A 19,889-nucleotide genomic window follows, 5' to 3' on the forward strand; every position below is an offset into this window, starting at 1 on the left:
GATACTTGCCTAGACTGACTCTTCATCAGCTACGCCACGCGTTCCGCTTCGTTAAGGCCCTTTTGCATGTCCGATTCCCGTTATCAGGTCGATGTCAGCGTCGTTACCCATTATCTGGCAGACCAGTCGCAACCCGAGCATGACCGCTTCGCCTTCGCCTACACCATCACCGTACAGAACAATGGCGAAAAGCCCGCCCGCCTGATGTCACGGCACTGGGTGATCACCGACGGTGACGGGCATGTCGAAGAGGTTCGCGGCGCCGGCGTTGTCGGCCAGCAACCGCTGATCGAGGTCGGCAAAAGCCACACCTACAGCAGCGGCACAGTGATGACCACCAAGGTCGGCACCATGCAGGGCACCTACGAAATGGTCGCCGACGATGGCAAGCATTTCGACGCAATCATCAAGCCTTTTCGCCTCGCCGTGCCTGGAGCCCTGCACTGATGACGACGTACGCCGTCGGCGACCTGCAAGGCTGCCTTGCACCGCTCAAATGCCTGCTCAAGCAAGTCGCGTTCGACCCCAGGCTTGATCGGCTGTGGCTGGTCGGCGATCTGGTCAACCGTGGCCCTCAATCGCTGGAAACCCTGCGGTTTCTCTACGGCATGCGCGACTCACTGGTCTGCGTACTCGGCAACCACGATCTGCATCTGCTCGCCGCCGCCAACAACATCGAGCGCCTGAAGAAATCCGACACCCTGCGCGAGATTCTCGAAGCCCCCGATGCGGCTGACCTGCTCGAATGGCTGCGCCAACAGAAACTCATGCACTACGACGAACAGCGCGAAGTCGCCATGGTGCACGCGGGCATCCCCCCGCAGTGGTCGTTGCGCAAGGCCTTGAAGTACGCCGCCGAAGCCGAAGCCGCGCTGCGTGACGACAACCTGTTTCCGTTGTACCTCGATGGCATGTACGGCAACGAGCCGGCGAAGTGGGACAGTGATCTCACCGGCGTGACCCGGCTGCGCGTGATCACCAACTATTTCACCCGCATGCGCTTCTGCACCGCCGACGGCAAGCTCGACCTCAAGAGCAAGGAAGGCCTCGACACCGCGCCACCGGGCTACAAACCGTGGTTCCAGCACAAAGAGCGTAAAACCCGTGGCCTGCGGATCATTTTCGGCCACTGGGCCGCACTGGAAGGCGATGTCCGTGAACCGGGCGTCTCGGCACTGGACACCGGTTGTGTCTGGGGCGGCAGCCTGACCCTGATGAACGTCGACAGCGGCGAGCGCGTGTCGTGCAAATGCGATGAGCACGGCGGACTTGCCCCGACCGTCGCCCCACTTATCCCCGAAACGTCGCCAGTCAGCGTCCCGCGTTAGACTGCGCATTCTGCCGAGCTACAGGAACCCGCCATGAGCGAATTCAAACGAATCCCCCCGGAACAGGCCCAGGCCCTGCGTGAACAAGGCGCAGTGGTGGTCGACATCCGCGACCCGCAAACCTATGCCGCGCTGCACATCGCCGGCTCGACCCATCTGGATAACCACTCGATCTCGGAATTCATCCGTAACGCCGATCTCGACGCACCGCTAGTGGTGGTCTGCTATCACGGCAACTCCAGCCAGAACGCTGCGGCTTACCTGATCAGCCAGGGCTTCTCCGACGTCTACAGCATGGACGGCGGCTTCGAGCTGTGGCGTACGACTTATCCTGCGGAAACCGCGCAAGGCGGCGCCGAATAATTTTTTTGTCACGCGCAGGCCCCGGCTCACGCGGGCCTGCGCGTGACAGACGAACGGTCTGCCACAACTAATTACGTATCTCGCCTTTACCTCTCGAATTCCCAACTATCCTTAAGCCCAGGCCATCCAAAACAGGGGAGAGCCGGTACACCGGCGCACGGGTCATCGGGAGTGACTTTCAAGGTTGTCGACCGCGAAAGTGTTCTGGGGGGTAAACAAGCGGCCACCGCGGCTGCTTGCCAGCATCGACTGAGTGATCCGGCGTCGGCTCCACGTATCGAGCGAGGTGACGTCATGAGTATCTTTAGCCACTTCCAACAACGCTTCGAGTCCACACGCCAGGAAGAACTCTCGCTGCAGGAGTACCTGGAGCTGTGCAAAAAGGATCGCAGCGCTTACGTTTCCGCCGCCGAGCGTCTACTGATGGCTATTGGCGAACCCGAGCTGCTCGATACGTCGACCAACTCGCGGCTGTCGCGGATCTTCTCCAACAAGGTGATTCGTCGCTATCCGGCCTTTGAAGACTTCCACGGGATGGAAGAATGCATCGACCAGATCGTCTCGTATTTCCGCCATGCCGCCCAAGGCCTGGAAGAGAAGAAACAGATTCTCTACCTGCTCGGCCCCGTAGGTGGCGGTAAATCGTCCCTGGCCGAGAAGCTGAAACAGTTGATGGAAAAAGTGCCCTTCTATGCGATCAAGGGCTCGCCGGTATTCGAATCACCTCTGGGTCTGTTCAACGCCACCGAAGATGGCGCGATCCTCGAGGAAGACTTCGGCATCCCACGGCGCTACCTGAACACCATCATGTCGCCGTGGGCGACCAAACGCCTGGCTGAATTCGGCGGTGACATCAGCCAGTTCCGCGTGGTCAAGCTGTACCCGTCGATCCTCAATCAGATCGCCGTGGCCAAGACCGAACCGGGCGACGAGAACAACCAGGACATCTCCGCACTGGTGGGCAAGGTCGACATCCGCAAACTCGAGGAATACCCACAGAACGACGCTGACGCCTACAGCTACTCCGGCGCGCTGTGCCGGGCCAACCAGGGCCTGATGGAATTCGTCGAAATGTTCAAGGCACCGATCAAGGTGCTGCACCCATTGCTGACCGCCACCCAGGAAGGCAACTACAACAGTACCGAAGGCCTCGGTGCGATTCCGTTCACCGGGATCCTGCTCGCGCACTCCAACGAATCGGAATGGCACACCTTCCGCAACAACAAGAACAACGAAGCCTTCATCGACCGGATCTATATCGTCAAAGTGCCGTACTGCCTGCGGGTCAGTGACGAAGTGAAGATCTACGACAAGTTGCTGTTCAACAGTTCGCTGGCGAAGGCCCACTGCGCACCCGATACCCTGAAGATGCTGGCGCAGTTCACTGTGCTGTCGCGCCTCAAGGAGCCGGAAAACTCCAACATCTATTCGAAGATGCGTGTCTACGACGGGGAAAACCTAAAAGACACCGATCCGAAGGCCAAGTCGATTCAGGAATACCGCGATTCGGCCGGCGTCGACGAAGGCATGAACGGTCTGTCGACCCGCTTTGCCTTCAAGATCCTGTCCAAAGTGTTCAACTTCGATCCGCATGAAATCGCCGCCAACCCGGTACACCTGCTGTACGTGCTGGAACAGCAGATCGAACAGGAACAGTTCCAGGCTGAAACCCGTGAACGCTACCTGCGCTACCTCAAGGAGTACCTGGCGCCGCGTTATATCGAATTCATCGGCAAGGAGATCCAGACCGCTTACCTGGAGTCTTACAGCGAGTACGGGCAGAACATCTTCGACCGCTACGTGCTGTATGCGGACTTCTGGATTCAGGATCAGGAATACCGCGATCCGGAAACCGGCGAGATTCTCAACCGCGTCGCCTTGAACGAAGAACTGGAGAAAATCGAGAAACCGGCCGGCATCAGCAATCCGAAGGATTTCCGCAACGAGATCGTCAACTTCGTATTGCGCGCCCGGGCCAACAACAACGGCAAGAACCCGACCTGGCTCAGCTACGAAAAACTGCGAGTGGTCATCGAGAAGAAAATGTTCTCCAACACCGAAGACCTGCTGCCAGTCATCAGCTTCAATGCCAAGGCCAGCAAAGAGGATCAACAGAAACACAACGACTTCGTTACTCGAATGGTCGAACGCGGCTACACCGACAAACAGGTACGACTGCTGTCCGAGTGGTACCTGCGGGTCAGAAAGTCACAGTAAACCGCGGCCGGTCAGACCGGTTGTCGTCAGCCCGAGGCCTGTGCCTGCATTTTCTGCTACACAGGCCTCTGGAAGGTGTTCGCAAGTCGGTAGCGAGGTACAGGCAGCATCCAGAGCGCTTGGGGGAGCGTGTACGTCCCCTGGCATTCGGCTCAATGCTGCATGACCGCTCCCGCCTTAGCAGGACAGCTTCTAAGGAGCAGTCATGAGCTATGTGATCGACCGACGTCTCAATGGCAAGAACAAGAGCACGGTGAACCGCCAGCGCTTCCTGCGGCGTTACCGTGATCACATCAAGAAGGCTGTCGAAGAGGCGGTCAGCCGGCGTTCCATCACTGACATGGAACACGGTGAGCAGATCAGCATTCCCGGTCGCGACATCGACGAACCGGTGCTTCACCACGGTCGCGGCGGCAAACAGACCGTGGTTCACCCCGGCAACAAGGAATTCACTGCCGGCGAACACATCGCCCGACCACCGGGAGGGGGCGGCGGACGCGGTCCCGGCAAGGCTGGCAATTCCGGCGAGGGCATGGACGAATTCGTTTTCCAGATCACTCAGGAAGAATTCCTCGAATTCATGTTCGAAGACCTCGAACTGCCGAATCTGGTGAAACGCAATCTCAGCGGGACTGACACGTTCAAGACCGTGCGCGCCGGGATCAGCAACGAAGGCAACCCGTCGCGGATCAACATCATCCGCACCCTGCGCTCGGCCCATGCCCGGCGCATTGCCCTGTCCGGCAGCAGCCGCGCCAAGCTGCGCGAGGCCAAAGAGGAACTGGCGCGATTAAAACGCGAAGAGCCGGACAACTTCGGCGATATTCAGGAACTCGAGGCAGAAATCGAAAAACTCAGCGCGCGCATCCACCGCGTGCCGTTTCTCGATACGTTCGACCTCAAATACAACCTGCTGGTCAAGCAGCCCAACCCCAGCTCCAAAGCGGTGATGTTCTGCCTGATGGACGTATCCGGTTCGATGACCCAGGCCACCAAGGACATTGCCAAACGCTTTTTCATCCTTCTGTACCTGTTCCTCAAACGTAACTACGACAAGATCGACGTGGTGTTCATCCGCCACCACACCAGCGCCCGGGAAGTGGACGAGGAAGAGTTCTTCTACTCGCGGGAAACCGGCGGCACCATCGTCTCCAGCGCCCTGAAACTGATGCAGGAGATCATGGCCGAGCGTTATCCGAGCAACGAGTGGAACATCTACGCCGCGCAGGCTTCCGACGGCGACAACTGGAACGACGACTCACCGATCTGCCGCGACATCCTGATCAACCAGATCATGCCGTTTGTGCAGTACTACACTTATGTGGAGATCACCCCACGCGAACACCAGGCCCTCTGGTACGAATACGAACGCATCGCCGAAGCCTTTTCCGACACGTTTGCCCAGCAGCAGCTGGTCTCGGCCGGGGATATTTATCCGGTCTTCCGTGAACTCTTCCAGCGCAGGTTAGTGACATGACCGCCAAAGAGCAGAAGCGCCAACCCATTTCCACCGGCTCCGAATGGACGTTCGAGCTGATTCAGGCCTACGACCGCGAGATCGCCCGGATTGCGGCCCGGTATGCTCTGGATACTTACCCCAACCAGATCGAAGTGATCACCGCCGAGCAGATGATGGACGCCTATGCCTCGGTTGGCATGCCACTGGGCTATCACCACTGGTCCTACGGCAAACACTTCCTCAGCACCGAGAAATCCTACAGCCGCGGGCAAATGGGGCTGGCTTACGAGATCGTGATCAACTCCGACCCTTGCATCGCCTATCTGATGGAGGAAAACACCATCTGCATGCAGGCCCTGGTTGTGGCGCACGCGTGCTATGGCCACAACAGCTTCTTCAAGGGCAACTATCTGTTCCGCACCTGGACCGACGCCAGCTCGATCATCGATTACCTGGTGTTCGCCAAGCAGTACATCATGCAGTGCGAGGAGCGCCACGGTATCGATGCGGTGGAGGACCTGCTCGACTCCTGCCATGCGCTGATGAACTATGGCGTCGACCGCTACAAACGTCCTTATCCGATTTCTGCTGAAGAGGAACGTCGGCGGCAGAAGGACCGCGAAGAGCACCTGCAGAAGCAGATCAACGATCTGTGGCGCACCATTCCCAAAGGCGCAGACAAATACAGCGACAAGGACAACGCCCGCTTCCCGGCCGAGCCGCAGGAAAACATCCTGTATTTCATCGAGAAGCACGCGCCGTTGCTGGAGCCGTGGCAACGGGAGATCGTGCGCATCGTGCGCAAGATCGCCCAGTATTTTTATCCACAGCGTCAGACGCAGGTGATGAACGAAGGCTGGGCCACGTTCTGGCACTACACGCTGATGAACGATCTGTATGACGAAGGCCTGGTAACCGACGGCTTCATGATGGAATTCCTTACCTCGCACACCAGCGTGGTGTTCCAGCCAGGTTTCGACAGCCCGTATTACAGCGGAATCAACCCCTACGCACTGGGCTTTGCGATGTATCGCGACATTCGCCGTATGTGCGAAAACCCTACCGAGGAAGACCGGCGCTGGTTCCCGGACATTGCCGGTTCCGACTGGCTCTCGACCATCAAGTTCGCCATGAGCAGCTTCAAGGACGAAAGCTTCATCCTGCAGTACTTGTCACCCAAGGTCATCCGCGACCTCAAGCTGTTCAGCATCCTCGATGACGACCAGAAGGACGATTTGCTGGTGCCGGCGATCCACGACGAAACCGGTTACCGGATCATCCGTGAAACCCTGGCTGCGCAGTACAACCTCGGCAACCGTGAGCCAAACGTGCAGATCTACAGCATCGACCGACGCGGCGACCGCTCGCTGACCTTGCGTCACCAGCAACACGACCGTAAACCGCTGGGCGACTCCACCGATGAGGTACTCAAGCATCTGCACCGGCTGTGGGGCTTCGACATTCATCTGGAAACCCTGCAGGGCGACCAGATCATGAAAACCCACCACGTGCCGCCCCGCAGTGAACACAGCGAGGGTGATTACGGTCGGCTCGACCTGGCCGTGATTCATCTCTAGTTGCGGTTCTGACCTCCGAAAGTCCGGCACAAGGTTTATCCTGTCGGGCTAACGGAGGTTTTTTATGCAGATTTTCAAGGTTGGCGGTGCGGTACGCGATCGCTTGCTCGGGTTACCGGTGACCGATATTGATTGGGTAGTGGTCGGCGCCACGGCGGAGGAGATGCTCGCCAAGGGGTATCGCCCGGTTGGCGCGGATTTTCCGGTATTCCTGCACCCGCAAACCGGCGAGGAATACGCTCTCGCCCGCACCGAACGCAAAAGCGGTCGCGGCTATGGCGGCTTCACCTTTCACGCCAGCCCCGAAGTCACCCTTGAAGAGGACTTGATCCGCCGCGACCTGACCATCAATGCAATGGCCGAGGATGATCAGCAGAACCTGACGGATCCGTACCATGGCCAGCGCGATCTCGAAGCCCGCATTCTGCGTCACGTTTCCCCCGCATTTGCCGAAGATCCGCTCCGGGTACTGCGCGTTGCGCGCTTTGCCGCGCGTTATGCCGGACTGGGTTTCACCGTTGCCTCAGAAACGCTGGAATTGATGCGTCAGCTCAGCGAATCCGGCGAGCTGGAAGCGTTGACCGCCGAGCGTAGCTGGAAAGAAATCTCCCGCGCGCTTATGGAGGATCAGCCACAGGTATTCATTCAGGTGCTTCGCGACTGCGGCGCGCTGAAAGTACTGATGCCGGAAGTTGACGCGCTGTTTGGCGTGCCGCAACCGGAAGCGCATCACCCGGAAATCGATACTGGGCTCCACACACTCAGCGTGCTGGAACAATCGGCGCTGCACAAACAACCGCTAACCGTACGCTGGGCCTGCCTGCTGCACGATCTTGGCAAAGGCCTGACTCCTGAAGAAGCCTGGCCACGGCACATCGCCCATGAACACACGGGGTTGAAGCTGATCAAAGCGGTCAACGAACGCATCAAGGCGCCAAAGGACTGTCAGGAACTGGCGTTGCTGGTCGGCCAGTACCACACCCACGGCCACCGCGCCCTGGAGCTGAAGGCATCGACCTTGCTGGAGCTTTTGCAGAGCTTTGACGTGTATCGTCGCCCGCAGCGTTTCGAGGAGTTCATCGTCGCGTGCGAGATGGATGCGCGCGGACGCAAGGGGCTGGAACAGCGCAGTTATCCACAGGCCGATTATCTACGCGGCGCTGCCAGTGCGGCGCGTGGCGTGGCAGTGCAGCCGTTGCTGGAGAAGGGATTCAAAGGCCCGGAACTTGGCGAAGCGCTTAAACGCGAGCGACTCAAGGCGTTGAAGGCGTACAAAGAGAACGCTTGAAACAAGATCAAAAGATCGCAGCCTGCGGCAGCTCCTACATGGAAACGCGAATCCCTGTGTAGGAGCTGCCGCAGGCTGCGATCTTTTGCTTTTAAAGACTCGGCGGGGTCAATTGCTCGCCCCGCCATTCAAATCCCACCGGCGCCAAAACCTGATCAATCTGCGCCTCGGCCCACAATGTCGCGAAGCTTTTTCCCACCCCCGGATGCACCCGGTCCGGCGCAATCAGCGACAGCGGCCACAGCACAAAGGCGTTTTTCAGAATTTCGGCACGCGGCAGGATCAAACCGTCGAAATTACCCGTCAGATCACCGTACAGCAGCACATCGATATCCAGCGGCAACCCCTTGCGATCAGGGGCGTAGCGACCATTATCGGCCTCGATGAATTTCAGACGTCGATCCAGTTCCATCAACGGCAGATCGGTATATGCCGAGACTACGAAATTGAAGAACGGTCCGCTCTTGATTCCCACTGGCTGGCTCTCGAACACCGCCGAACAGCGGATATCCACCAGAAATGTCGCCAAAGCGTCGAGCCCGGCGCGCAAATGGGTTTCGCGCTCGATATTGCTACCGAGCCCGAGGTACACCTGAGTCAGCGACATCCGCGCTCAATCTCCACACCCACGCCACCCTTGGCGGCCGGCACGGCGCCCGGCTTGGTCAGTTTCAGGCGAACCCAGGTAATCTTGAACTCGGTCATCAGCACTTCGACCAGACGCTCGGCAAAGGTCTCGACCAATTGATATTGCGCTTGTTCGGCAAAGGCCTGGATGCGCGTTGAAACGCTGGCGTAATCGAGCGCCAGAGTCAGGTCGTCACCGGCCGCAGCCGGACGATTGTCCCAGGCGAAGCTCAGATCAAGACGCAAGCACTGACGGATGCCGCGCTCCCAGTCATAGGCACCGATCACGGTGTCGACTTCCAGGCCCTCGATAAACACTCTGTCCAAGCACTTCTCTCCGCTGCACGACAAGGGCGCAATGCGCCGTTAGAATCAGGGCGTCCTCGCCCGGAATAGTTAGCATGTTTTGGTTACTGGCGACTCTCGCCTACCTGCTCGGCTCTCTGTCCTTCGCCATTTTGCTCAGCCGCCTGACCGGAAATCCGGATCCGCGAATGAGTGGCTCGGGTAATGCCGGCGCCACCAACATGCTGCGCCTGGCCGGTCGCAAACTGGCGATCCTGACCTTGCTCGGTGATCTGTGCAAAGGCCTGCTGCCGGTGCTGATCGCAGCCGCCGCTGGCCTTTCGCTGCAGGATCAGGCCTGGATCGGCGTGTGCGCCGTGATCGGTCACCTGTTCCCGCTGTATTTCCGTTTTCGCGGCGGCAAAGGCGTCGCCACGGCTGCCGGCATGCTGCTGGGCCTGTATCCACCCGCCGCGCTGCTGGCGGTGTGCGCCTGGCTGCTGACGTTCTACCTGACCCGTACCAGCTCGCTGGCAGCGCTGATCGCCACGCCCCTGACCTTGCCCCTACTTGCATGGCAAGAGCCGGAGGCGCTGCTGCCGATGAGCGCGCTGACGCTTCTGATCGTCTGGCGCCACCGCGGCAATCTACGCGACCTGTTTGCCGGGCGCGAACGGCATTTTTAAATACCGCCCATGAGCGCCGCACATTACAGCGCCGACAACTGCTCCATCGGCCAGCGCGCCTGCACGCTGATCGCCAGACTTTCCTGCTGACCGGCCTGCAAACGCTGACAACCGGCAAACGCGATCATCGCGCCATTGTCGGTGCAGAACTCGGGACGGGCGTAAAACACATCGCCCTTCATATCGCCGAGCATCTTTTCCAGCGAAGCGCGCAAGGCCTTGTTGGCGCTGACGCCGCCAGCGATCACCAGACGTTTCATGCCTGCGTGTTTCAGGGCGCGCTTGCATTTGATGGTCAAAGTCTCCACCACGGCCTGCTGGAACGCCAGCGCAATGTCGCAACGGGCTTGCTCGCTGTCGTCCCCGGCGCTGACGCATTGCTGCCAGGTGTTGAGGGCAAAGGTCTTCAAGCCGCTGAAGCTGAAATCCAGGCCCGGGCGATCACACATCGGACGCGGGAAGGTGAAACGTCCCGCAACGCCCTTCTCGGCCAGCTTGGCGATTTCCGGCCCGCCCGGATAATTGAGGCCCATCATCTTCGCGGTTTTGTCGAACGCTTCACCGGCGGCATCGTCGAGGGTCTCGCCGAGCAGGCTGTATTGGCCAATTCCATCGACCTGAACCAGTTGCGTGTGCCCACCGGACACCAACAAAGCGACGAACGGGAATTCCGGCGGTTTTGGCTCCAGCATCGGCGCCAGCAAGTGGCCCTCCATGTGGTGCACACCGAGTGCCGGAATGCCCCAGGCAAACGCCAGCGCCTGAGCGCACGAAGCACCGACCAGCAACGCGCCGACCAGGCCCGGGCCTGCGGTGTAGGCGATCGCATCGATCTCGGTCGGCACGCAGTCGGCCTCGGCCAACACCTGACGAATCAAGGGCAGCATGCGTTTGACGTGGTCACGCGAGGCCAGCTCCGGCACCACGCCGCCATAGACGCGGTGCAGGTCGATCTGGCTGAACAGCGCGTCGGCCAGCAGGCCGCGTTCACTGTCGTATAATGCGACACCGGTTTCGTCGCAGGAGGTTTCTAATCCCAGTACTAGCATGGGTTTGCGCCTTGTTTAGGCTGAATTCGAAGGCGCGCATAATAGTCGCCACGCGATGCCCCGACTAGCGGTTTTCGATCAGAGGCTTTGCATTCCGAGCGATGAGGGGTTAACATCCGCAACCCTTAAAAACCGACGTCTTCAAGTGCTCTTTTGCCGCGAGGATGTTGACCCCGGTAATGAATGAAGGTAGCTCTGGATGCCAGCCGTCAAAGTTAAAGAGAACGAACCCTTCGACGTAGCTCTGCGTCGTTTCAAGCGCTCCTGCGAAAAAGCCGGTGTACTGGCTGAAGTTCGTAGCCGCGAATTTTACGAGAAGCCAACTTCTGAGCGTAAGCGCAAAGCAGCAGCCGCTGTTAAGCGTCACGCCAAGAAAGTTCAGCGCGAACAGCGCCGCGCCGTTCGTCTGTACTAATACACAGACGTTCGTAGCAAGCTTCTTGCCTAAGCCCGGCCTTCAGCCGGGCTAATGGCATTTGCGTAAAACGCTTGATGCTTCACCGTCGAAGCCGCACACGCGACCGAGACAAATCTGCTTCACGCGTCAGACCTGGCTCTTTTGCCAGCGGTGCACGTCTTTTCTGACGAGTCTTTCAAGGCTACTGACGAGCACACCCACTGATTCCTCTCACGACGATCAGCCCAAGGCACCTCCATGCGTGCCCGCTTTATTGAGCTATCCGAGGCCATTTTTCGGCCGTCAGCGGATTCAGCGCAACACTTTCAAATAGTCGACAACTGATGATTACTAACGTCAGTGGATTTTCGGCAGATACACTTCCCGACAGTGAATATGCACCGACCGGTCGAACCGCCCATTTTGTGCGCTTCACTCAAGACCTGTGTCCGGCAGCCCTTCGCATCGGACTCATTACAGCGCATACGAGAACGCCATGGCCGGGCTGATTCCCCAGAGCTTTATTGACGACCTCCTGAACCGCACCGACATCGTCGACGTGGTCAGCTCGCGCGTGCAACTGAAAAAGGCCGGCAAGAACTACACCGCTTGCTGCCCGTTCCACAAAGAGAAAACCCCGTCGTTCAGCGTCAGCCCCGACAAGCAGTTCTATTACTGCTTCGGCTGCGGCGCCGGCGGCAATGCCCTCGGCTTTCTCATGGACCACGACAACCTGGATTTCCCCCAGGCTGTCGAGGATCTGGCCAAAGCCGCCGGCATGGAAGTCCCCCGCGAAGAAAGCGGCCGTCCGCACAAACCGCGACAGCCAACCGACTCGCCGCTGTATCCGCTGCTCACCGCCGCCGCCGACTTCTACCGCCAGGCGCTCAAGAGCCATCCGGCGCGCAAGGCTGCGGTGGATTACCTCAAGGGCCGCGGCCTGACCGGCGAGATCGCCCGGGACTTCGGTCTCGGTTTTGCGCCGCCGGGCTGGGACAATCTGTTCAAGCACTTGAGCAGCGACACTTTGCAGCAGAAGGCCATGATCGACGCCGGCCTGCTGATCGAGAACGCCGAAACCGGCAAACGCTATGACCGCTTCCGCGATCGCGTGATGTTCCCGATCCGCGATACCCGTGGCCGGATCATCGCTTTCGGTGGCCGGGTACTGGGTGACGACAAGCCGAAATACCTGAACTCGCCGGAAACCCCGGTCTTCCATAAAGGCCAGGAACTCTACGGCCTCTATGAAGCACGCAAGAACAACCGCAACCTCGACGAAATCATCGTCGTCGAGGGTTACATGGACGTCATCGCCCTCGCCCAGCAAGGCTTGCGCAATGCCGTCGCAACCTTGGGCACGGCGACCAGCGAAGAGCACCTCAAGCGCCTGTTTCGCGTCGTGCCCAACGTTCTGTTCTGCTTCGATGGCGACCAGGCTGGCCGCAATGCTGCATGGCGGGCACTGGAAGCGACACTGCCGTGCCTGCAGGACGGGCGCCGTGCGCGCTTCCTGTTCCTGCCCGAAGGCGAAGATCCGGATACGCTGGTTCGCGCCGAAGGTACTGACGCCTTCAAGGCCCGCATCAATCAGCATGCGCAGCCGCTGGCAGATTATTTCTTCCAGCAACTGACCGAGGAAGCCGATCCGCGCTCGCTCGAAGGCAAGGCCCACATGGCCACCCTCGCCGCGCCGCTGATCGACAAAGTGCCGGGCGCCAACCTGCGTATTCTGATGCGCCAGCGCCTGACCGAAATCACCGGCCTGAGCAGCGAAACGGTCAGCCAGCTCGCGCAAAGTGCGCCGCAGGAAGCTCCTCCGGCCTACGATCCGGGCATCGATTACGACGCAATGCCGGACTACAGCGACTACCATCAGCCGCAGGCACAGGACATGTATGTGCCGCAGCAGGAGTGGACGCCAAAGAAACCCGGCGCCGGCGGCAAGAAATGGGACAAGAAACCCTGGGACAAGAACGGCAAGCGTGGCGGCGATCGCGATCAACAGCGCCCGCGCACGCCGATTGGCGTCGAGTCCCCGACGCTGACCGCCCTGCGTACATTGCTGCACCACCCGCAACTGGCGGAACGCGTCGAAGACGCCGGGCACATTGCGGACGAAAATCAGACCAATGCCCAGTTGCTTGTGGCGCTGCTTGAAGCCGTACAGAAGAATCCCAAGCTAAACTCATTTCAGTTGATCGCGCGATGGCATGGCACTGAACAGGGTCGCTTGCTCAAGGCGCTGGCGGAAAAGGAGTGGCTGATTGACGGAGAAAACCTTGAACAACAGTTTTTCGACACCATTACTAGCTTGTCAGCCCGCCAACGCGAGCGAAATCTGGAACAGTTGCTCAGGAAAGCGCGTCAAAGCGAACTGAGCGCCGAAGAGAAAAATCAACTGCGCGACCTATTAAGTCGCAATGTTTCCGCATCAAACCCGACCTCAACTGGCGCGTGAGGTCATAGCTCAGGTATAATCCTCGGCTTGTTTTTTGCCCGCCAAGACCTTCAGTGGATAGGGTGTTATGTCCGGAAAAGCGCAACAGCAGTCTCGTATTATTGAGTTGATCAAACTGGGTCGTGAGCAGAAGTATCTGACTTACGCCGAGGTCAACGACCACCTGCCCGAGGATATTTCAGATCCGGAGCAGGTGGAAGACATCATCCGCATGATTAACGACATGGGGATCCCCGTACACGAGAGTGCTCCGGATGCGGACGCCCTTATGTTGGCCGACGCCGATACCGACGAGGCCGCTGCGGAAGAAGCAGCCGCCGCGTTGGCCGCGGTGGAGACCGATATCGGTCGCACCACTGACCCGGTGCGCATGTACATGCGTGAAATGGGTACGGTCGAGCTTCTGACTCGTGAAGGCGAAATCGAAATCGCCAAGCGTATCGAAGAAGGCATCCGTGAGGTGATGAGCGCTATCGCGCACTTCCCAGGCACGGTTGACCACATTCTCTCCGAGTACACTCGCGTCACCACCGAAGGTGGTCGCCTGTCCGACGTTCTGAGCGGTTACATCGACCCGGACGACGGCATTGCGCCGCCTGCTGCCGAAGTGCCACCGCCGATCGACGCGAAAGCCGCCAAGGCTGACGACGATACCGACGACGATGACGCCGAAGCCTCGGATGACGAAGAAGAAGCCGAAAGCGGTCCGGATCCGGTCATCGCTGCCCAGCGTTTCGGCGCTGTGTCCGACCAGATGGAAATCACCCGCAAGGCCCTGAAAAAGCACGGTCGTCACAACAAGGCCGCCGTTGCCGAGTTGCTGGCCCTGGCCGAGCTGTTCATGCCGATCAAACTGGTGCCGAAGCAATTCGAAGCCCTGGTCGAGCGTGTTCGCAGTGCCCTTGATCGTCTGCGTCAGCAAGAGCGCGCGATCATGCAACTGTGCGTACGTGATGCACGTATGCCACGCGCCGATTTCCTGCGTCAGTTCCCGGGCAATGAAGTCGACGAAAGCTGGTCCGACGCCCTGGCCAAAGGCAAGAGCAAATACGCCGAAGCCATTGGTCGCGTGCAGCCAGACATCATCCGTTGCCAGCAGAAGCTGATCGCGCTGGAAACCGAGACCGGTCTGACCATCGCTGAAATCAAGGATATCAACCGTCGCATGTCGATCGGTGAGGCCAAGGCCCGCCGCGCGAAGAAAGAGATGGTTGAAGCGAACTTGCGTCTGGTGATCTCGATCGCCAAGAAGTACACCAACCGCGGCCTGCAATTCCTCGATCTGATCCAGGAAGGCAACATCGGTCTGATGAAAGCGGTGGACAAGTTCGAATACCGTCGTGGTTACAAGTTCTCGACTTATGCCACCTGGTGGATCCGTCAGGCGATCACTCGCTCGATCGCCGACCAGGCTCGCACCATCCGTATTCCGGTGCACATGATCGAGACGATCAACAAGCTCAACCGCATTTCCCGCCAGATGTTGCAGGAAATGGGTCGCGAACCGACTCCGGAAGAGCTGGGCGAACGCATGGAAATGCCTGAGGACAAGATCCGCAAGGTGTTGAAGATCGCTAAAGAGCCGATCTCCATGGAAACCCCGATCGGTGATGACGAAGACTCTCATCTGGGTGACTTCATCGAAGACTCGACCATGCAGTCGCCAATCGATGTGGCAACCGTTGAAAGCCTGAAAGAAGCAACCCGCGAAGTGCTGTCCGGCCTCACTGCCCGTGAAGCCAAAGTACTGCGCATGCGCTTCGGTATCGACATGAACACCGACCACACACTCGAAGAAGTGGGCAAACAGTTTGACGTAACGCGCGAGCGGATCCGTCAGATCGAAGCCAAGGCGCTGCGCAAGCTGCGCCACCCGACGCGAAGCGAGCATCTGCGCTCCTTCCTCGACGAGTGATACCAGAACCCCCGGCCCAGGCCGGGGGTTTTGTTTATACGGCAGATTAAATCCCTCGCACCGCCCCTCCCCCGCATACCCCGTCTACACTCGAAACAATCAATCCCGTGCCCTAACGAGACGGTTATGCCCAGACTGGCGCCCGTGCTTTTCTTGCTGTCACTGATGATCTGGACCGCAACGGCTAACGCGCTGACTCTGACCGATGAAGAACGTAGCTGGCTCGCGGCTCACCCGGACTTGCGCCTGGGTGTCGACGCCTCGTGGCCGCCGTTCGAGTTCCGCGATGAACAGAATCGCTATCAAGGCCTGGCCGCTGATTACATCGACGTGATCCGCCAGCGCCTGGCCGTCAAACTCACTCCGGTCGAGCCGTCGAGCTGGACTGAGGTCCTGGCGCAGGTGAAAACCGGCAAGATCGATCTGCTGCCTGGGATCATGTCCACGCCCGAGCGCCAGAACTATCTGTCGTTTACTCGCCCTTATCTCGATTTCCCGATCGTGATCCTCGCCCATATCGGCGGCGCGCAACCGCGCAAAATCGAAGACCTGTACGGACTGAAGATCGCCGTGGTGGAAAACTACGCCCCCCACGAACTCCTGCGCACCCACCATCCGGACCTGAATCTGGTGGCCATGCCCAATGTCAGCTCGGCCTTGCAGGCCCTGGCTACCGATGAAGTAGATGCGGTCGTCGGCGATCTCGCCTCCAGCGTCTGGAGCCTGCGCCAGCTCAAGCTCGACGGCTTGTACGTAAGCGGCGAAACCCCGTATCGCTACCAGTTGGCCATGGGCGTGCCCCGTGACAACAAAATGCTGGTGGGCATTCTGGACAAGGTCCTGGCGGACATGAGCCCGGAGGAAATCAGCAGCATTCAGGAACATTGGGTCGGCAATGTCCTCGATCATCGGACATTCTGGTCGGATTTGCTGATTTACGGCCTGCCGGGCCTGTTATTGCTGATGATCATCCTGGCCGTGGTCATTCGCATCAATCGCCGCCTGAGTTCGGAAATTGCCCGCCGCGTCGACCTCGAACAGGAATTGCGCAGCAGCGAATACCACTACCGCGGACTGGTGGAGAGCCTGTCGGCCATCGCCTGGGAAGCGCGCATGAGCGACTTCACCTACAGCTATGTGTCGCCGCATGCCGAGGATCTGCTCGGTTATCCACAGGCGCACTGGCTGATTCCGGGTTTCTGGCGCAACATCATCCACCCCGCCGACCTGACGCGTGCCCAGGCCATCTGCGATGAGGCGGTGCGCGAAGGGCGCGATCACACCCTCGATTATCGGGTGATTACCGCAGACGGGCGCTGCCTGTGGGTGCGCGATATTGTCAGCCTGATCGAGCACGGCCATGAGCCGGTGATGCGCGGGCTGATGATCGACATCAGCGAGACCAAACGGACAGAAGAAGCATTGCGGCTGTCGGAGCAGAAGTTCGCTTCAGTGTTCCAGCAATGCCCGGACATTCTGGTCATCGCGAGGCTGTCCGATGGCTGCCTGTTGGAGGTCAACGAAGCCTTTGAAGAACAGATCGGCTTGAAGGCCGAAGAAGTCATAGGCCAGACCGCCACGGAACTCAACATCTGGGGCATTCCCGGGGTCGGGCCAGGACTGCTCCAGCGCTTGCAGGCCGGCAGCATCCGCAACCTGGAGATGCCCTTTCGCCGCAACAACGGCCAGGTATTCACCGGCCTGATCTCCGCCGAACCCTTCGACCTCGACACCACTCCAGCGCTGGTGGTGGTGGTGCGCGACATCACTCAGCTCAAGGAAACCCAACAACAACTGCAAACCTCCGAAGAGAAGTTCGCCAAGGCTTTTCATGCCTCACCGGACGGCTTGCTGCTGTCGCGTCAGAGCGATGGCCTGCTGCTGGAAGTCAACGAAGGCTTCAGCCGCATCACCGGATTCAATAGCGCGATGTCGGTGGATCGCTCGGCGCTGGACCTGGGGATCTGGGTCAACCTCAACGAACGCAAGCAGATGCTCGACCTGCTGCACCGCGACGGCTTCGTGCGCGACTTCACCTGCCATATCCGCCGCAGCGACGGGCAGATCCGCCTGTGCGAAGTGTCCAGCCGACCGCTGCCGATCGGCGAAGAAGACTGCATGCTGACCATCGCCCGGGACATCACCGAACGCCATCTGATGCAGGAAAAGCTGCAACAGGCCGCCACCGTTTTCGAGAGCACCGCCGAGGGCGTGCTGATCACCGACACCCAGCAGCACATCAGCGCGGTGAACCGTGCGTTCACCGAAATTACCGGCTACAGCGAAAGCGAAGCCCTCGGCCACACCCCGCGCCTGCTCGCCTCGGGACTGCATGACAGCGCGTTTTACGCGGCGATGTGGCACCAATTGACCGACGAGGGTCACTGGCAAGGCGAGATTTCCAACCGGCGCAAGAACGGCGAGCTGTACCCGAGCTGGCTGACCATTAGCGCCGTGCGCAACCGCGACAAATTCATCACCCACTTCGTCGCGGTGTTTGCTGACATCTCCAGCCTCAAACACGCACAAGCCAAACTCGACTATCAAGCGCACCACGACCCACTCACCGGCCTGCCGAATCGCACCCTGTTCGAAAGTCGCCTGCTCACCGCGCTGAACAGTCAGCAGGAAAATGGCGGTCAGGGCGCTGTGCTGTTTCTCGATCTCGACCGTTTCAAACACATCAACGACAGCCTCGGGCACCCGGTTGGCGACCTGTTGCTCAAAGGCATTGCCGTACGCCTGAAGGAGCAATTGCGCGATATCGACACCGTCGCCCGACTGGGCGGGGATGAATTCATTATCCTGCTGCCGGGCCTGCAACAAGCCAGTGATGCCGACAATATCGCTATCAAACTGCTCAACTGCTTTGGCGCACCGTTTCAGGCCGGTGAGCACGAGTTTTTCATCAGCGCCAGCATCGGCACCAGCCTCTACCCACGGGATGGCTGCGACGTTGCCACCCTGGTGAAAAACGCCGACGCCGCGATGTACCGCTCCAAAGCCAAGGGCCGCAACCGCGTCGAAAGCTACACCCGCGATCTCACCGCCCAAGCCAGCGAACGCGTGGCACTGGAACACGAACTGCGCCGGGCCATCGAACGCGAAGAGTTGTTCCTCTACTACCAACCGAAAATCAGCCTCGACGACCATCGCCTGGTCGGCGCCGAAGCACTGATCCGCTGGCGCCACCCGACCTTCGGCGAAGTGCCGCCCGAGCACTTCATCCCGCTGGCCGAAGAGAACGGCATGATCTTGCAGATCGGTGATTGGGTGCTCGAGACCGCCTGCCGGCAGATGTTCGAGTGGAATCAGATCTACGACAGCCTCGGCCCGCTGTCAGTCAATCTCGCCGGCGCGCAACTGCGCCAGCCGAATCTGCTCGGGCGTATCGAACAACTGCTCAGGGACAACCGTTTGCAGCCGGATTTACTGCAACTGGAAATTACCGAAAACTTCATCATGAGTCAGGCCGAAGAGGCCTTGGCGGTGCTGCACCAGCTCAAACACCTGGGTGTACAACTGGCGATCGACGACTTCGGTACCGGTTATTCTTCGCTCAGTTACCTCAAACGCCTGCCGCTGGACATCCTCAAGATTGACCAGTCTTTTGTTCGCGGGCTGCCCGACGACCCGCACGACGCGGCGATTGTGCGGGCGATCATCGCACTGGGCCGAAGCATGCAATTCACCGTGATTGCCGAAGGCGTGGAAACCCAGGCGCAACAACAATTCCTGGCGGCTGAGGGCTGCGAACAGATCCAGGGCTACATCGTCAGCCTGCCACTGCCCCCGGAAGAATTCGCCGCAACGTTTCTTCGTGTAACCGTATCGGATTATTCGGATAGCACAGCCGAGAAACCGTCGTTATAATCCGCGACCTACTGAGGGCCTATAGCTCAGTTGGTTAGAGCAGAGGACTCATAATCCTTTGGTCCACGGTTCTTATGTGGTACGAATGTTGGTGTGGCATTTGAACCTGATTTTTGATAGCTTTGCACCTTCTCAGCGCCACTGTAGCTCAATTGGTTAGAGCAACCGACTCATAATCGGTGGGTCGCGGGTTCGATTCCCGCCGGTGGCCCCATCTCCCCTTACAATCAAGCACTTAGCGCACTCCGCAGACGGCCAACGGCCATGCTGACGGAGCTTTCTGCGTTGGCCTGATTCACCCACTTGAGCCTTTTTCCTTGACAAAGGCAAGTGCGACACCCAAAGCTAATAGGGTGTGGTATTT

The 19,889-nt window shown here is 59.3% G+C and carries 15 protein-coding genes and 1 tRNA gene; 13 read left to right on the top strand and 3 right to left on the bottom strand.

The genetic code is table 11. The features are described 5' to 3' along the window. Nucleotides 1–66: 66 nt before the first annotated feature. The 7 genes from apaG (at nucleotide 67) to B1722_RS16200 (ending at nucleotide 8,232) form a co-directional block, all read left to right on the top strand. Nucleotides 67–447 carry a Co2+/Mg2+ efflux protein ApaG gene (gene apaG / locus B1722_RS16170; protein ID WP_041070065.1) on the top strand — a complete coding sequence of 127 codons (381 nt, stop codon included), beginning with the start codon at nucleotides 67–69 and terminating at the stop codon, nucleotides 445–447. Beyond that, the gene (locus B1722_RS16175) at nucleotides 447–1,328 is read left to right on the top strand and encodes a symmetrical bis(5'-nucleosyl)-tetraphosphatase (RefSeq protein WP_041070062.1); all 882 of its coding nucleotides are present in this window, start codon (nucleotides 447–449) and stop codon (nucleotides 1,326–1,328) included. The genes apaG and B1722_RS16175 overlap by 1 nt, the downstream gene beginning before the upstream one ends. Before the next feature lie 33 nt (nucleotides 1,329–1,361). After that, nucleotides 1,362–1,691 (top strand): thiosulfate sulfurtransferase GlpE, encoded by a 330-nt coding sequence (glpE, locus tag B1722_RS16180; protein ID WP_041070058.1) that lies wholly within the window; start codon nucleotides 1,362–1,364, stop codon nucleotides 1,689–1,691. Nucleotides 1,692–1,985: 294 nt separating this feature from the next. Then, nucleotides 1,986–3,908 (top strand): PrkA family serine protein kinase, encoded by a 1,923-nt coding sequence (locus tag B1722_RS16185; protein ID WP_003228848.1) that lies wholly within the window; start codon nucleotides 1,986–1,988, stop codon nucleotides 3,906–3,908. A 205-nt stretch (nucleotides 3,909–4,113) separates the two neighbouring features. Next, nucleotides 4,114–5,385: a YeaH/YhbH family protein gene (locus tag B1722_RS16190; protein WP_041070055.1), complete on the top strand. Its 1,272-nt coding sequence runs from the start codon at nucleotides 4,114–4,116 to the stop codon at nucleotides 5,383–5,385. Next, entirely contained in the window at nucleotides 5,382–6,944 is a 1,563-nt protein-coding gene (locus tag B1722_RS16195; RefSeq protein ID WP_041070053.1) for a SpoVR family protein, read from the top strand. The genes B1722_RS16190 and B1722_RS16195 overlap by 4 nt, the downstream gene beginning before the upstream one ends. 64 nt (nucleotides 6,945–7,008) lie before the next feature. Beyond that, nucleotides 7,009–8,232 carry a multifunctional CCA addition/repair protein gene (locus B1722_RS16200; protein ID WP_086793432.1) on the top strand — a complete coding sequence of 408 codons (1,224 nt, stop codon included), beginning with the start codon at nucleotides 7,009–7,011 and terminating at the stop codon, nucleotides 8,230–8,232. Between the two features lie 91 nt (nucleotides 8,233–8,323). Here the strand turns inward: B1722_RS16200 and folK are convergent, their stop codons facing one another. Together folK and folB are read right to left on the bottom strand one after the other, a co-directional pair. Next, nucleotides 8,324–8,839: a 2-amino-4-hydroxy-6-hydroxymethyldihydropteridine diphosphokinase gene (folK, locus tag B1722_RS16205; RefSeq protein ID WP_086793434.1), complete on the bottom strand. Its 516-nt coding sequence runs from the start codon at nucleotides 8,837–8,839 to the stop codon at nucleotides 8,324–8,326. Further along, the gene (folB, locus tag B1722_RS16210) at nucleotides 8,830–9,186 is read right to left on the bottom strand and encodes a dihydroneopterin aldolase (RefSeq protein WP_041070044.1); all 357 of its coding nucleotides are present in this window, start codon (nucleotides 9,184–9,186) and stop codon (nucleotides 8,830–8,832) included. The genes folK and folB overlap by 10 nt, the downstream gene beginning before the upstream one ends. Nucleotides 9,187–9,260: 74 nt before the next feature. Here folB and plsY point away from each other — a divergent pair, with 74 nt between their 5' ends. Beyond that, complete coding sequence (gene plsY, locus B1722_RS16215) at nucleotides 9,261–9,830, top strand: glycerol-3-phosphate 1-O-acyltransferase PlsY (RefSeq protein ID WP_041070041.1); 570 nt, start codon at nucleotides 9,261–9,263, stop codon at nucleotides 9,828–9,830. 23 nt (nucleotides 9,831–9,853) lie between these two features. Here the strand turns inward: plsY and tsaD are convergent, their stop codons facing one another. Then, nucleotides 9,854–10,879: a tRNA (adenosine(37)-N6)-threonylcarbamoyltransferase complex transferase subunit TsaD gene (gene tsaD, locus B1722_RS16220; RefSeq protein ID WP_041070038.1), complete on the bottom strand. Its 1,026-nt coding sequence runs from the start codon at nucleotides 10,877–10,879 to the stop codon at nucleotides 9,854–9,856. 199 nt (nucleotides 10,880–11,078) lie between these two features. Here tsaD and rpsU point away from each other — a divergent pair, with 199 nt between their 5' ends. The 5 genes from rpsU (at nucleotide 11,079) to B1722_RS16250 (ending at nucleotide 19,739) form a co-directional block, all read left to right on the top strand. Continuing rightward, nucleotides 11,079–11,294, top strand: a complete 216-nt coding sequence (rpsU, locus tag B1722_RS16225; protein WP_002551877.1) for a 30S ribosomal protein S21 — start codon at nucleotides 11,079–11,081, stop codon at nucleotides 11,292–11,294. Nucleotides 11,295–11,772: 478 nt separating this feature from the next. Next, nucleotides 11,773–13,737, top strand: coding sequence for a DNA primase (gene dnaG / locus B1722_RS16230; protein WP_041070033.1), 1,965 nt, complete (start codon nucleotides 11,773–11,775; stop codon nucleotides 13,735–13,737). 67 nt (nucleotides 13,738–13,804) lie between these two features. Further along, the gene (rpoD, locus tag B1722_RS16240; protein ID WP_041070030.1) at nucleotides 13,805–15,652 is read left to right on the top strand and encodes an RNA polymerase sigma factor RpoD; all 1,848 of its coding nucleotides are present in this window, start codon (nucleotides 13,805–13,807) and stop codon (nucleotides 15,650–15,652) included. A gap of 126 nt (nucleotides 15,653–15,778) precedes the next feature. Next, the gene (locus B1722_RS16245) at nucleotides 15,779–19,525 is read left to right on the top strand and encodes a bifunctional diguanylate cyclase/phosphodiesterase (RefSeq protein ID WP_086793438.1); all 3,747 of its coding nucleotides are present in this window, start codon (nucleotides 15,779–15,781) and stop codon (nucleotides 19,523–19,525) included. Between the two features lie 137 nt (nucleotides 19,526–19,662). Further along, nucleotides 19,663–19,739 (top strand) — tRNA-Ile (locus tag B1722_RS16250). The last annotated feature ends 150 nt before the right edge of the window (nucleotides 19,740–19,889 follow it).

Origin of the sequence: Pseudomonas sp. SCPG-7 (genome assembly GCF_002156405.1) — a bacterium.
In the GTDB taxonomy this organism is placed as follows: Bacteria; Pseudomonadota; Gammaproteobacteria; order Pseudomonadales; family Pseudomonadaceae; genus Aquipseudomonas; species Aquipseudomonas parakoreensis.